Source organism: Candidatus Thiodiazotropha sp. AKIB8 (assembly GCF_058244675.1).
In genome coordinates this window covers 1-15,053 of sequence record NZ_JBSYOO010000036.1, presented here as the reverse complement: position 1 = coordinate 15,053, position 15,053 = coordinate 1, and the positions used below count along the sequence as shown (strand labels likewise).

Genomic DNA, 15,053 nt, shown 5'->3' with positions numbered 1-15,053 from the left:
CCTATTCAACGAGGAAGTGACTCGCTGGGGGGCATCGGGATTTCTCCCGAAACAAATTCACCTGTAGGGTGCGGCCCTGCCGCACCATGCCCAACTGAAACCAAACCACCCGACGAGTCGGTGTAGAGACGCTGCTGGCTATGAACAAACTATCTGGGATTTTTTGTGAATTCTCACCCTGATGGTGCGGCAGGGCCGCACCCTACGATTCTTCATGGCTTTTGGTGGGACGGGTTCGTGCCCTACATCTATTTAGCTGCGCGCCCACTACTCCCCGGCAATCATCATCTTGTCGATCAGCCATGAGCCTGTCTGTACACTGGTTCGGGTCTCGATATCGGTACCGACCTCCTGCAACCCCATCAACATATCTTTCATATTGCCGGCAATGGTGATCTCTTCCACCGGAAATTGAATCTCTCCATTTTCCACCCAGAAACCGGCTGCGCCTCGGGAGTAGTCCCCTGTCACCATGTTGACGCCCTGCCCCATCAACTCTGTCACAATCAGGCCCCGTCCCATGGTTTTCAACAATCCATCCCGGTCCAGTTGGCCACTGTTAATTCTCAGGTTTCGCACACCGCCGGAATTACCGGTTGTCTGCATATCCAGCTTTCTCGCGGAATAGCTATCAAGCACATAGCTCTGCAGCACCCCATCCTGAATAAAATCCCGGCGGCTGGTCGCAACCCCTTCATTATCATAGGCAGAACTTGCCAGCCCCATGGTTAGCCGAGGCTCTTCATGAATGTTGATATGGGAGGGGAAAACGGGCTTGCCTAAATGGTCGAGCAGGAAACTCGCCTTGCGATAGAGTGATGAACCTCGTACAGCGCCGATAAAACTGCGTAACAAACCAACTGCCACATCAGCCTGAAATAGAACAGGTGCCTGCTGCGTCTTCACTTGTTGCGCATTGAGACGGGCAACAGTCCGCTGTGCGGCAATCTCACCTACCAGCGCTGCATCTTCAAGCAGCTCACCTTTACGGGAGAGGGTATACCAATAGTCCCGCTGCATGCTCTCCCCCTCCTTGGCCACTACCGAGCAACTGAGACTATGCCGCGAAGAGGGATACCCACCGATAAAACCATGGGTGTTGCCATACACCTGCAGGCCATTATGAGAATTGAGGGTTGCCCCCTCTGAATTGAAGATTCGAGTGTCGGCTTCACGGGCAGCTGACTCACAACGTATTGCCTGATCTATTGCCTGCTCAACACTCTGATCCCAGGGATGGTATAGATCAAGATCGGGAAACTCAGTTGCCATCAACTCTTTATCAGCCAAACCTGAACAGGGATCTTCCGAGGTGTAACGTGCAAAATTACAGGCCGCTTCCACCGTCTCCTTAATGGCTTGAGGTGAGAGATCAGAGGTACTTGCAGAGCCTTTGCGTTTATCGAAATAGACGGTGACTCCCAAACCATTGTCTCGTGTATGTTCGATGGTTTCCGTCTCTCCCAGGCGTACCGTCACAGAGAGACCGGAATCGTTGCTCACCGCCGCTTCCGCAGCAGTCGCACCCTGTTGTTTTGCCTCTTTCAGCAGATCTTCGACCAATTGCTGCATTTGGTGTTGTCGCGAACTCATATCGGTCACTGCTCTGTCCCTCCGACAGTCAACTCATCCAGTTTCAGGGTTGGCTGCCCGACGCCTACAGGAACACTCTGCCCCTCCTTACCACAAACGCCGATACCACTATCGAGTTTAAGATCATCTCCGACCATACTGACCCGGTTCATCGCATCTGGACCATTACCGATCAAGGTCGCCCCTTTTACCGGATGGGTGATTTTTCCATTCTCAATCATATAGGCTTCACTGGCAGAAAAGACAAACCGCCCCGATGTAATATCCACCTGACCACCACCAAAATTCACCGCATATAAACCACGTTTGACCGAGGCGATGATCTCTTCCGGTTTGTGCTCGCCTGGCAACATGTAGGTATTGGTCATGCGCGGCATGGGAAGATGGGCATAGGATTCTCGCCGCCCATTTCCTGTCGAGTCGGTATTCATCAATCGTGCATTGTGCTTGTCCTGCATATAACCCTTGAGAATGCCATTTTCAATCAATACTGTGTTCTGACTGGCGGTTCCCTCATCATCGATATTCAGTGAACCCCGTCGACCTGGCAAGGTGCCATCATCCACCACGGTGCAGCAGGAGGAAGCGACCTGTTCACCGATACGTCCACTGAAGGCTGAGGTTCCCTTGCGATTGAAATCCCCCTCCAAACCGTGTCCGACAGCTTCGTGTAACAGCACACCGGGCCAACCAGGCCCAAGCACTACAGGCAGTGCTCCGGCAGGCGCATCCACCGCTTCCAGGTTAACCAGTGCCTGGCGTACCGCTTCCCGGGCATAGCCCAGGCCACGCCCCTCCTGAACAAAATAGTCAAGAGTTTCACGCGCACCACCACCACTACTGCCCTGCTCTCTGCGACCACCCTGTTCAGCAATCACATGCACATTCATACGCACCAGAGGTCTTACATCAGCACTCAGAGTGCCATCGATGGCAGCCACCAGCACAATGTCCTGAGCAGCAACCAAACTGACAATTACCTGCTTCACCCGTGGATCCTGTTTTCTCGCCTCACTATCGAGCTGACGCAACAGATCGACCTTCTCCGCCTCACTCAGACTCGGGAGAGGATTAATTGGTGCATAGAGCTGTCTCGGTGCCGGTGTACCCGCGATCTGAACACTTTGACTGGCACCACTACGGGTAATTGCCCGCGCGGCTCTTGCTGCCTCCTGCAAGGTCGGCAACTGCAACTCATCTGAGTAGGCAAAACCGGTCTTTTCGCCACTGATTACCCGAATTCCTGCACCCTGTTCTATATTGTGAGCGCCCTCCTTGATAATCCCATCTTCAAGAACCCATGACTCGAGTCGACTGGTCTGAAAGTAGAGATCGGCAGCATCGACACCCTGCCCCGTCAATTCACCAAGCATTCGGTCAAGGTCGCTTTCTACCAACCCCACCGGTGCAAGAATATTCTGTTGTGCAATTTGAATCAGATCTGACATTTTTTAGTTCCAGCCGGCTGGCTGTTAGAGGAAAACGGAAAGTTGTGCATCCCGAACTTCGTCGGTAGCACGCTGATGTCTACTCAAAAGCAATACGCAGTGTGCTGGCCGAAAAAGCCGGTCACAAGGAGATCTACCCATACCTACAACTGCCGATGATCGATGGTTGGGAAGGTTCGTCTGATGGTCTTCTGATAATCACGATCGAGCTCAACACTGACGAAACCAGTACCCCTTGGTACACGAGAGAGAACTGTGCCCCATGGGTCTACGATCATGCTATGGCCATGAGTCTCACGACCACTGATATGGTATCCACCTTGAGCAGCGGCGATAACAAACGCAAGATTTTCTATTGCCCTTGCCCGTACCAGAGTCTTCCAGTGCGCTTTACCCGTCATGGCAGTAAAAGATGAGGGCACAGCAAACAGCTCTGCTCCCTGATCCAACAGTTTGCGGAACAACTCAGGGAAACGGAGATCGTAGCAGACAGCAATTCCCAATCTGCCAAACGGGGTATCCACCACAACCGATTGATCCCCTGGCTGGATTGTGCCTGACTCTATATAACGCTCGTCAGTTTCCACCAGATGTACATCAAAAAGATGGATTTTGTCGTAACGTGCTACCTGCTTGCCACTATCATCAATTACCAGACAGGCAGCCCGAACCTTACCACCCTGGCTGGCACGTAAAGGTATCGTGCCACCAACGATCCAAACGCCATAACGTTTCGCCATCTGACTCAAAAAACTTTGCAGCGGCCCATCCAGAGGCTCTTCGCACAGGGTCAACATGTCATGATCATGCTCCCCTTTGAAGGCAAAGTTTTCAGGCAGTACCACCAAACCGGCACCACTATCGCTGGCTTCACTGATTAACCGCTCAGCTTCCAGAAGATTGGCACTGACATTAGGGCTGGACGCCATCTGGATGGCGGCAACTTGATTCTTCTTACCACTCATATTTCGATCTATCTGTGTGTAATCCCAGTTAAGTTGCGAGCATAGCATCTTGCAGCAGCAAACCGCCAGTTAACCCCGTCTAACCATAGCCCCTTATTACCACCTTAATCTCCGGGCATTTCAGGCATATGGGCATCCTTCTCAGTTGCATCAGCCTCAGGAGTAACTTGATTGAACTGGGGATCATCCCAGCTTCCGGTCACCTCGTAGGTTCGCATGGCGATACGATCAAAGTGTTTGCCAAACAGTTGCTGGGTCACTGCAAGCGCGACACCCACCGTGGGATTAATGGCCAAAGCCCCGACCAGAGGCAAAGTCGCACTGACATTCGGCGTGACCACCACACGCTGGTCGTAAGTTCGACTGCTCAATCCGGTTCGTCCGCGAATATCCACCATCGCAGCTGTACTGCGCAACGCCAAATCAGTGGTATAGGCATCACCATCATTGAGTACAAAATTACCCTGTATGCTGTCGAATGCCATGCCCTTTGAAAACAGGTCAGAAAAATCGAGCGCCAATCTCTTGCCCAGCGCATTCAGGCTGAACAGCCCGATCAAGCGTCCAACACCAGGATCGACATTATCGACCGCACCTTTCTCGACATTCAGCCAGAGACTGCCATAGAGTTGTTCCGCGCCCATTTCCAATGGAGAAGCTGGCCAGTAGAGTTCAGCCTTAACCTCTGTCGCTGCCTCTTCTATGCCCGTAGTAAGGCCCAGCTCTTTTTGCAGATCCCCAAGACTTGGTGTCTTCATCTGTAAGTTGAGCCCAGTGCTATGTCCTTTTGGTGACAGCCGCCAATACCCCTGCCCCGACAGATCGATACTGCTTCCAACCAGGGTAAGGTTGTTAATGGTGATACCGTTATTCTCTTTACTCCAGGTCAGGTTCCCTTTGCCTATGGGACGATCGTTGACATAGAGCTTTTCCACTGAGAAATTCACTGCCGGCACATTACGCGGATCCAACTGAGTCTCCAGCTTCTCATCGGATTCACCGGTAATCGTACTCGCCAGCTCTTCTAGATTCAGTTTTACAAAATCGAAACGACCCAGGATAGGTTGCTGCTGCAAATCACCAGGCACCTGCATGGTGCCTTGAACAGTATCCGAGGTGAGATTAACCCGATAACCATTCGCATAATTCTTATAGGAGAATTGAGTTTGTGGGCAAGATGTACTCAGAGCAATCAGCTCATCAACCCGAAGATTCATCTCAATTCGCAATAAGTGGCCATCATCCGATGGGGGAAGATTGTTGACCCAGGTGATCCACTCATCTGCATTGAGATTTTCGAGTTGACCACTGAGATGAAAACCCTCTATGCCATCCAGGCTGAGCGGTTGCTGGTTAAATCCTATTGCCGCAACCCAGGGCTTTTCCTGATCTTCGTAAAATCGCAAGAGAGCATGGGTATCTTCGCCATATCGAATTCTCAGTTCAGTGCTCAGATCCTGCAGGATATCCACCCCCATATCGAGTGACCTTGACTGCTGAGCCTCTTTGCCCAAAGGCTCAGGCAGATTAACCGCCACCCCCTTGAGATCAGATTTCAGGTTCATCCGAACCGGCACACGGCTTGGCTGATGAGCAATACTGAACTCCAATTCAGTTTCGCCATCACCTTCAAAATATTGCAGATACCAATTGGGAAATTTTTCATGCATCCGCCCCATATTCAGCAGGGTGTTGCCTTTGATATGAGTCCAGTCCTTACCCTGATGATGGTAGGGAGAGAGATCAAAACGGACAATTTTATCCAGAAAACGGGCTTCAAGCCCCTCCCCTTTCACCCCGGAACGATCAAATTTCAACCGACCTTTCAGGGCCTTCAGATCAATCTCTGCCTGTTTCACTGTCAGTGCTGATTTTTCGAAATTGATCTCGCCATTGACACTCAACTCACCTCGCCCCTCCTCAAGGGGAATAGCCAGATCAACTACTGTGCGGGTCTTTCCTGCCACTGACACTGCATCAACGAAAGGCTTAAAGTCCTCCTTCAAAGTGGTGTCACCCAATATCGCCATAATGTCCTGAAATGGACCTCTCGCTTCTCCTTTTATCTCTATTGGTGTGGGATTTCTCAACTCATCAATATTGATAGAGACATCCTTCAAACGGCTATTCAGCATCACACCATTTTGAAGTTTGGCTGAAAGACCATTATTGATGAAATGGATCTCAGCCAATGCTTCTGAGAGATAAGGCCAGTCCGGCATATAGTCCAGCAGTAGATCTTCGATACCGAACCAGACTTCAAACCGCCCTTCATGTTCCTTGAACGGAAACTGATTTACAGGCCCATAAAGCAGAAAACTACCTGATTTTATGTTCCCGCCGATCAATGATTTGTCCAACCATTCGACCAGCGGCTCCGGCATCACGGTTACCGGCAGATAGTCACTCTTACGTGATCCATCCGCATTCCAAAAGTCAGTCTGGATATCGGCAAATAGATCCTGGCCTGAGATAGGAATCTGCAGTTCAATGCGCGACAGAGTCTCCAGATCAGGATTGCTCATCTCCAGGTAGTCGGTCTGCATATGCAATCCCGATTGGAGATCGAAGTTCCACAAAAAATCACCGATTGCACGATCGGCTTTCAAGGGCCTGCGAAACAGTTGAGGATAGTCGATGGTCAGGTTATGGCTATCAATTTTGAGCCAGCCACCGGAGTCGCTGCCATCAAAAGCCATGTCGACCCCTTCAGTTCCGGGAATACTCTCCCAGGGTGCAGAGGAAAACCCTTCGATTTCCCCCCTTAACTGCCAATCGACTCCCTCTTCTGCGGATTTCCGTAAAGTGAAATCGAGGCCGGTAAGATCACCCTTCGGGTTAAGTCCTAACAGTGCTTTCTGCAGATCTTGGACAGGAAAATCGACACTCGAAAAAAAGTCGTGGATTGTTCCCAACGAAAGATAGTCCACCTGCAGATGAAAACCCGTACTATGATCAGATTCCTCCCACCAGGCTATTTCAAGATATCCTGCAGGCCAGGCCTGGTCTTTATGGCGCAGAGAAAACTGATCAAACAAGAGAACCCACCCCGATTCATGTCGCGACAAGTCAATATGGGTAGATAGATTCTGCAGAGAGAACGGGGGGGTATCATGCCGACCAGAAATCTGCAGCTTGCTCAGCTCGGTATGCCCACTTATGTTTTGAACAACCCCCTGATTCACTTCCCCCCAGATTTCCAGGTTCGCCTGGGCCTGGTCAAGTTGATACCCTTGCGGCAGCCAATCATGCAGACGACCGCCAAGCTGCAGATCTTCACACTTGAAATAGAATTCGCCACTCATCTCCATTGAGTTTGAACTCTCCTGATGAAGATCGGCAATCAGATGAATCTGCTCTTTTGCATCACGACCAACCCGACTTGAGACAGAAATCTGATGGTGTAATCCATCGTTCAGCAGATCCACATCAAGCCCACTCAGTCTGAGTGGTGGCTGTCCCGGAACAGCGCTTTTGATATGAATTTCCGTATCAATCATTCTCAGCCGGTTCTGTCCGAGAAAAATGCCCATCACAGCTGCCGGATCAGAATCTGTAGCGTTTTCCATGCCCTGCAATGCAACTGAGCCGTCCGCGAATCGCTCCATCTTGAGCTTAGTGCCAACAACCTTGCCACCACCCAATACCAATTGCCCTGCAAACAAGCTCTTTAAAATCCGAACTTCCACAAAGACTTCCGGAGAGTAGAGCAAGGCATCACCAGACGCTCTATCGAGCGCTGTGACATCAGCAAACCTGAGTACCAGTTGGGAACCTCTGAGCTGAGCCTGAATTGCACCTATATTAAGCGGTAACGCTGCTTTTTGTTCGACTACCCGCTCAATCTCCTGCCGGTAGGGTTCAAGGTCGATCCCTGGCAGTGTCACTCTCAACCCTGTCAGCAACAGCGCCAGCAGGATGGTCAGCCACCCAAGGGTCTGCCAGAATTTTGTGTGGAGATATTTTGCGACAGTCAACATGGAAACAGCATAGGGAAGTAGTCAGACCAACACGACGTCGTAGTGCTCCTGACTGTAGAGTTGTTCTGCTTGTAATTTGATGGGATGGCCAACGAACTGTTCCAGCTCAGCCAGGTGTGTCGATTCTTCATCCAATAAGCGATCTATCACCTCTTGGGAAGCCAGCACCAATAGGGATTCCACATCAAATTGTCTCGACTCTCGCAGGATCTCGCGAAAAATCTCATAACAGGTAGTCTCTGCTGTCTTCATGGAGCCACGGCCACTACAGCACGTGCAGGGCTCACAAAGGACATGCTCGAGGGACTCACGGATGCGTTTGCGGGTCATCTCAACCAATCCCAGTGAAGAGACCTCCGTGATATGGGTTCTGGCATGGTCATGTGCAAGGCACTTTTCCAAAGCGCGCAAAACCTGACGCCGGTGTTCCGGGTCGAGCATATCGATGAAATCGATGATGATAATCCCTCCTAGATTGCGAATTCTAAGTTGCCGACAGATCGCCTGGGCTGCCTCCAGGTTGGTCTTGAATATGGTCTCTTCCAGATTACGATGACCGACAAAAGCCCCGGTATTCACATCAATTGTAGTCATCGCCTCGGTCTGATCGATCACCAGGTGTCCGCCCGATTTCAGCTGAACTTTGCGTTCCAGAGCCTTTTGTATCTCATCCTCCACCCCATACAGGTCGAACAGGGGACGCTCTCCCGGGTAGTACTCGATACGGTGTTTGATGTCGGGAATAAACTTCTGTGCAAAGCTGATTGACTTTTGATGGGTCTCTTTTGAATCGATACGCACCTTCTCGACATCCGGCCCAACCAGATCCCGCAGTGACCTGAGCGGCAAAGAGAGATCCTCATGTATCAATTCAATCTTTTTTGCCAGCTTGCTTCGCTCCTGAATTGAACTCCATAACCTGGCCAGAAAACGCATATCAGCTTTAAGCGACGACTCATCTACACCTTCTGCAGCGGTACGCGCTATGTAACCACCTGAAATTTCACCGGTTTCAGCCACCTGATTGAGCAGTTCACGTAACCGCTGACGCTCCTCCTCTGCTTCAATTCTTTGCGATATACCCATGTTGCCCAGGGAGGGCATAAACACCAGATGTCTGGATGGAATCGAGATATTGGTGGTTAATCTGGCACCCTTGGTGCCAAGTGGATCTTTCAAGACCTGGACGATTACCAGCTCGCCTTCCCGCAAAAGTTCATGAATATTGTCTGTCTTCGGTTTATCAGTCGAGTCACCAATATCTGAGACATGCAGAAAGGCTGCCCGTTCCAGACCGATATCGACAAAAGCCGCCTGCATGCCTGGAAGAACCCGGCAAACCTTGCCCTTATAGATGTTCCCGACCAGCCCCCGCTTGCCGGAACGTTCAATAATAATTTCCTGGACAGCACCGTTTTCTATAACCGCCACGCGGGTCTCAGGGGGTGTTACATTAATTAGGATTTCTTCACTCATATCAACGACTTCGTTATTCTCATTATGTTTTTTCCCTGCAAACATCAAGCTTCGCCCAACCGGTGCATGCGGGGTCAGTAGCCAAACACTACACTATTTTGATGCCGACTCGCCCAAGTAATTCCGCTGTCTCAAACAGAGGCAGCCCCATCACTCCGGAATAACTACCCTCAAGCCGGGTGACAAACTGTGCACCAAGCCCCTGTATGGCATAGCTTCCAGCTTTATCGGCAGGCTCTCCTGTTTCCCAATAGTCGTTTATCTCAGTCGCACTCATGTTTCGAAATGTGACCCTGCTGACAGATACCCTGGTCTCCAGGGATGGGGTAGCGAGGGTGACCGCACTAAAGACCTCATGGCTGTTATCTGAAAGTTGATTCAACATCCAGATCCCATGATCCCGATCCTCTGGCTTGCCCAAAATCTGACCATTGATAACCACGCTGGTGTCGGCAGCCAAAACCAGACAGCCCTCTTTGATGGGGATTTTTTCAAAACCGGCCCTGGCCTTATCCTCAGCCACTCGCTGCACATAGTCACTGGGCTGCTCTTGAGGAAGCAGACTCTCATCGACCTCAATATCGAGCAGTTGATAATCGATGCCGATCTGTTGCAGCAGTTCGCGACGACGCGGAGAGCGGGAGGCCAGATAGAGTGTAAAACCACCACTCATAAACTACCCCGCACGATGATAGGGGTGATTACGCAGTATGCTCCAGGCACGGTAGATCTGCTCGGCCACCACGACCCTCACCAACGGATGGGGCAGGGTCAAAGGCGACAGAGACCAGCGCCCCTCTGCCTGGCTCAGACAATCTGCAGAAATCCCTTCCGGCCCGCCGACCAGCAGGGCTAAATCCCGGCCATCCCCCATCCAGGATTGAAGCTTGCCGGAGAGCTGTTCTGTGCTCCAGCCTCGCCCGGTCACATCCAATGCCAGGATCTGGCACCCCTTGGGTATTGCTTTCAGCATCCGCTCGCCCTCATCCTTAAGAATGCGTTTGATATCAGCCTTACGGCCACGATGCCCAGGCGCCACCTCAAGCAACTGCAGGCGACACTCACCCGTCAGGCGTCGGGCATACTCTTCATACCCTTCTGTCACCCAGCGTGGCATACGATTTCCAACTGAAATAAGATAAATATTCATGATTTAGGGGCAGTAGTGTACTGGATTGTCTGAATGGATTGGGTATTTTTTAAAGCCTGAAGCGTAAAATATGCGCCACAAATCCACCATTCAGTGACGTGGAATGCAACCATCGGAGAGAGGCAGGATCGTAGTCAATCCTAATATAAGGTATGCTTCCGCTCCATGAGCAATAAACACTTGACTGATACACGTTTTTCCGACTTCGACCTGGATGATCAGGTACTTCTCGGAATCCAAGAGGCCGGCTTCGAATACTGCACACCAATCCAGGCCGAAACACTCCCCATCGCACTGACCGGGAAAGACCTGGCAGGACAAGCACAGACAGGAACAGGCAAAACAGCAGCCTTTCTCATCGCTGCGATCAACTATCTGTTGCACAACCCCCCAAGTGATCAGCGCAAACCCAATCAGCCCCGCACACTGATCGTGGCCCCCACCAGGGAGCTGGCAGTGCAAATTTACAACGATGCCCAGGCATTGACCCGACATACAGACCTGACAACGGCGGCTGTCTATGGCGGAACAGGCTATGACAAACAACGTAAACAGCTCGAACAGGGTGTCGATATCCTCATCGGCACGCCGGGCCGACTGATTGATTATCTCAAGCAGCGGATCTACGACCTTAATGAGATTCAGGTTATTGTGCTGGATGAAGCGGATCGAATGTTTGATCTGGGCTTCATAAAAGATATCCGCTTCATGCTTCGCCGCTGCCCGCCACCGAGCAAAAGGCTGGGGATGCTCTTTTCAGCCACCCTCTCCTACCGGGTCAGGGAGCTGGCATATGAACATATGAACAATCCTCAAAGTGTCGAGGTGGAGCCCGAACAGGTCACTGCAGAAAAGATCACCGAGACCTGCTACATGACCGCAAACGAGGAGAAAATTCCTCTGCTGTTGGGACTGCTTAAAAACATTGAGGATGCGAGAACAATCGTATTCGTGAACACCAAGCGAACAGCCGACAAGGTTTGGGGGTTCATGCAGGGTAACGGTATAGACACTGCTGTACTCTCCGGTGACGTCCCCCAGAAGAAACGCCTGAGTCTGCTCAACAAATTCCAAAATGGCGAACTGCCTGCCCTTGTGGCGACAGATGTCGCGGCCCGTGGCCTGCACATCCCGGATGTCACCCATGTGGTCAATTTCGATCTTCCGGAAGATGCCGAAGACTATGTACACCGTATCGGCCGCACAGCTCGCGCCGGTGCCAGCGGAGAGGCAATCAGCTTCGCCTGCGAGACCCACGCCTTCTCCCTGCCGGATATAGAGACCTATGTGGGGCACTCCATACCGACTCAATCAGTATCAACTGAACTGCTCGCCGAAGTGGATCCGAAAAGCCGTGTCTACCCCGAAAAAGGTGCCCGACAAAGACATAAAGATGGACAGAAAAGCCATGGCAAAGGCCATCACCACAGAGGCCAGAAATCAAAAGGAGAAGGTGGACACCGCCGCCACCGTCGTGGGCCTAAGCCACCTCAAACATCCAGCGAGTAACAATGGAAAATAAGTGTCAACGCTGCACCAATTCGAAGTGCTGCACTTACACCACAGAAGCTATTGGCGCCGCCCCACGGTCGAAAAGTGATTTCGAGCATCTGCTCTGGCAAGTCTCCCATGCCGGAGTTGAAATCTATAAAGATGATGATGGCTGGTTTCTATTGATCAGCGGAAAATGCGAACATCTGCAACCTGGGGGAGGTTGCGGTATCTATGAACAGCGTCCGCAGATATGTCGTGACTATGACAATGACTGGTGTGAATTCGATGCCCCTGCAGAGGATGGCTTTGAACTCTACTTCCGCAATTACAGCGAGCTACTTGCCTATTGCAAAAAGCGTTTCAAAACCTGGGGTAATTAACGCTTTACCCCAAGCTTCTCAAATCGCACGCCTACTAACCAGGAACTAGTGTAGTGTCCTATATAAAGCGTGCATTTAGAAAGCCACGCAAACCTAGATAGGCCTCGTCTAAATGTATGATTTGTATAGGACACTACACTAGGGCCTGCAACTTATTAATCCATCGGGTTAATAACGGGCCAAGTTCGGATATAATCCGCATTTTCTGACAACAACCTTCGACTAATCCAGCCATGCCGCTTTCAGCCGTACAATTACAGCAACAATTCATACATCTTCGCGAAAACAAAATTTTCGAAACTTTTGTTATTCTGGTGATTGTGATATCAGCGCTAATGATAGGCGCAAAGACCTACCCTATCCCTGAAACCGCAGCCAAAGCACTGCGTCTGCTCGATATCGGTATCACCATCTTTTTCCTAGTTGAAATTATCATTCGCCTGTTGGCGGAACACAGTATCAAACGCTTCTTCACCAAGGCCTGGAATGTTTTTGATTTCCTAATCGTTACTGCGAGTCTGATCCCCGTGGATGACAGCGAAGCAGCCCTACTGGGACGGCTACTACGGATCTTCAGGGTCTTGCGACTGGTCTCCATCATCCCCGAATTGAGAGTGCTGCTGAACGCCTTTGTCAAAGCCATACCCCGCATGGGTTATGTCTCACTGCTGATGTTTATCATCTTCTACATCTATGCTGCGATGGGCAGTATGTTCTTTCACAATATAAACCCAGAGTTGTGGAGTAACATCACCATCGCCATGCTGACCCTGTTTCGCATAGCCACCTTTGAGGACTGGACCGATGTGATGTATGAAACCATGGAGGTCTTTCCACTCAGCTGGTTTTTCTACTTATCATTTATCTTCATCGTAGCCTTTGTATTCCTCAACATGATGATCGGAATCGTGCTTGAGACCTTACAGCAGGAGCATGAGGAGTTCTCCCGTGAGAGTGGCGAGGGGGAAGCGGGAGAAGTACACCGTATCGACACCCGAACAGCAGAGATGGAACAACGCCTGGTGAAGATGGAAAAGATGCTTGAACAGCTCACCCAGCAACGAGGGGACGCTGTAAAGCAGGAGTAGCCGTATCTCATTGGCAACACTCCCATCCACCTCCAGAAACCATGAATGAGCAACTCAAACAAAGGCAAAATTCATCACAACAGGCAGAACAGATTTCAGCCCATATCTCTGCCTGTCGTGAACGAATCCCCCAATTCATAAAAGATAACTATGCCTGGCCAGGGGCATGGCATCTGAATCGCAAGGCGTGGGGCTGGGATATTGCCATTGCTCCAGTGAACTTTATTCTCGGCTTCCCCAACTTTCTGCTAAGACTGTTGGCGCTACTATTGGAAGTTCTGAAACTGCACCGTAGCGCGCACTGGCTGAGACATCTTCACCTAGGATTTCCAACCAGGGTACAACAACATCTGGCAACACATCTTCATAGCGACCTGTTCAACCTGCCTGAACAGCAAAAATCACTGCAACGCTCAAGCCTAGACTTAATCGGCTCTGCAGCCGAAGAACCCTCGAAACTCTATATTCAGACCCGTAATGTCGCCGCTGACATCACTGCAGGCACACTGGCTGCGATCCTGGGGTTAATCTTTTTCCACCAGTTCACCCCAGGCTCCATTTCAGCGGGATCACTCGTCGCCAAAGAGATAGCAAGAGAACAGGCGATCAATGGATTTCTATTCGGAGAAACCCTGGGAGAACTCTACTACACCCTGGTTCCAGTCACACCTTCGATAATTGTGATCATCATAAGCCTGATAGTGATCATGGTCATGATAGCCATAGTTGCTGCATTCTCCGGCCTTATCCATGATCCAGTCCAGGCAGCGACCGGGATTCACCAGCGACGTTTGAACCAGCTATTTGATGCGATTGAAGAAGCTGCAGGCACAAATTCAGGCAAAGGCTACCGTCCAAAGGATACATTTTTTGGGCGTGTCTATGACGTGATTGATTGGGTAAAAGGGGTACTCTCTTTTTTGAGAGAGCGAATTTCGACGCTTCCAAAGAGTTTAAATAACATTCCCTGAGCCCATCATTCCGGCGAACGCCCGCCACACTCGGGAATAAATTCCAGATCAATGTGTGGCCCTTTCACACACCGTGTCCAGCTGAAACAAAACAATCTCCTGAGCTGATTAACAGACAACATAGTTCTACAGACTTAACTGGTAATTTGGAATCTACCTGGCATTTTTGAGACATCGATAAGCTGATGGTGCGGTAGGGCCGCACCCAGGCGAATTTATCTCGGGACTCATCACGATTCTGTTTCGCTCGCCCCGGCAAGTCACTTTCTTCGTTGAATGCAGCAACCCGTAGCCTGAATGAAGTGCAACGGAATCCGGGAGAACAGTGCACCAGTCTTCCCGGATTCCGCTTCACTTCATCCAGGCTACCTTGCTGTTCGATCTTGGTGATTTTGTAGAGGCTAAGGCCATGATAAATCGTAGGGTGCGGCCCTGCCGCACCATTAGGGTGAGAATTCTCCAATAAACCCAGATAGTTTGCTCACTACCAGTAGCGTCTATACACCGA

Annotated in this window: 11 protein-coding genes; 4 read left to right on the top strand and 7 right to left on the bottom strand. The window is 50.7% G+C overall.

Translation table 11 applies throughout. The features are described 5' to 3' along the window. Nucleotides 1-267: 267 nt before the first annotated feature. The 7 genes from pmbA to rlmH all read right to left on the bottom strand — a co-directional run bounded on the left by pmbA (nt 268) and on the right by rlmH (nt 10,612). A complete protein-coding gene (pmbA, locus tag AC4IFB_RS10905) occupies nt 268-1,593 on the bottom strand; it encodes a metalloprotease PmbA (protein ID WP_490780178.1) in 1,326 nt (441 codons plus the stop codon). A gap of 5 nt (nt 1,594-1,598) precedes the next feature. After that, the gene (gene tldD, locus AC4IFB_RS10900) at nt 1,599-3,041 is read right to left on the bottom strand and encodes a metalloprotease TldD (protein WP_490780177.1); all 1,443 of its coding nucleotides are present in this window, start codon (nt 3,039-3,041) and stop codon (nt 1,599-1,601) included. Nucleotides 3,042-3,184: 143 nt separating this feature from the next. After that, nucleotides 3,185-4,006: a carbon-nitrogen hydrolase family protein gene (locus AC4IFB_RS10895; protein ID WP_490775794.1), complete on the bottom strand. Its 822-nt coding sequence runs from the start codon at nt 4,004-4,006 to the stop codon at nt 3,185-3,187. Nucleotides 4,007-4,110: 104 nt separating this feature from the next. After that, complete coding sequence (locus tag AC4IFB_RS10890; RefSeq protein WP_490775795.1) at nt 4,111-7,986, bottom strand: YhdP family protein; 3,876 nt, start codon at nt 7,984-7,986, stop codon at nt 4,111-4,113. Between the two features lie 21 nt (nt 7,987-8,007). Then, on the bottom strand, nt 8,008-9,462 hold the full coding sequence (rng, locus tag AC4IFB_RS10885) for a ribonuclease G (RefSeq protein ID WP_490780176.1): 1,455 nt from the start codon (nt 9,460-9,462) through the stop codon (nt 8,008-8,010). A gap of 88 nt (nt 9,463-9,550) precedes the next feature. Continuing rightward, a complete protein-coding gene (locus AC4IFB_RS10880; RefSeq protein WP_490775797.1) occupies nt 9,551-10,135 on the bottom strand; it encodes a Maf family protein in 585 nt (194 codons plus the stop codon). 3 nt (nt 10,136-10,138) lie between these two features. After that, nucleotides 10,139-10,612 carry a 23S rRNA (pseudouridine(1915)-N(3))-methyltransferase RlmH gene (gene rlmH, locus AC4IFB_RS10875; protein ID WP_490775798.1) on the bottom strand — a complete coding sequence of 158 codons (474 nt, stop codon included), beginning with the start codon at nt 10,610-10,612 and terminating at the stop codon, nt 10,139-10,141. A gap of 165 nt (nt 10,613-10,777) precedes the next feature. Between rlmH and rhlB the strand changes: the two genes are divergently transcribed. From rhlB to AC4IFB_RS10855, 4 genes are all read left to right on the top strand, one after another. After that, nucleotides 10,778-12,121: an ATP-dependent RNA helicase RhlB gene (gene rhlB / locus AC4IFB_RS10870; RefSeq protein ID WP_490775799.1), complete on the top strand. Its 1,344-nt coding sequence runs from the start codon at nt 10,778-10,780 to the stop codon at nt 12,119-12,121. 2 nt (nt 12,122-12,123) lie between these two features. Then, nucleotides 12,124-12,486 (top strand): YkgJ family cysteine cluster protein, encoded by a 363-nt coding sequence (locus tag AC4IFB_RS10865; protein ID WP_490775800.1) that lies wholly within the window; start codon nt 12,124-12,126, stop codon nt 12,484-12,486. Between the two features lie 233 nt (nt 12,487-12,719). Next, nucleotides 12,720-13,574, top strand: a complete 855-nt coding sequence (locus AC4IFB_RS10860) for an ion transporter (protein ID WP_490775801.1) — start codon at nt 12,720-12,722, stop codon at nt 13,572-13,574. Between the two features lie 41 nt (nt 13,575-13,615). Further along, nucleotides 13,616-14,545 carry a DUF6635 family protein gene (locus AC4IFB_RS10855; protein ID WP_490780175.1) on the top strand — a complete coding sequence of 310 codons (930 nt, stop codon included), beginning with the start codon at nt 13,616-13,618 and terminating at the stop codon, nt 14,543-14,545. Nucleotides 14,546-15,053 lie beyond the last annotated feature (508 nt).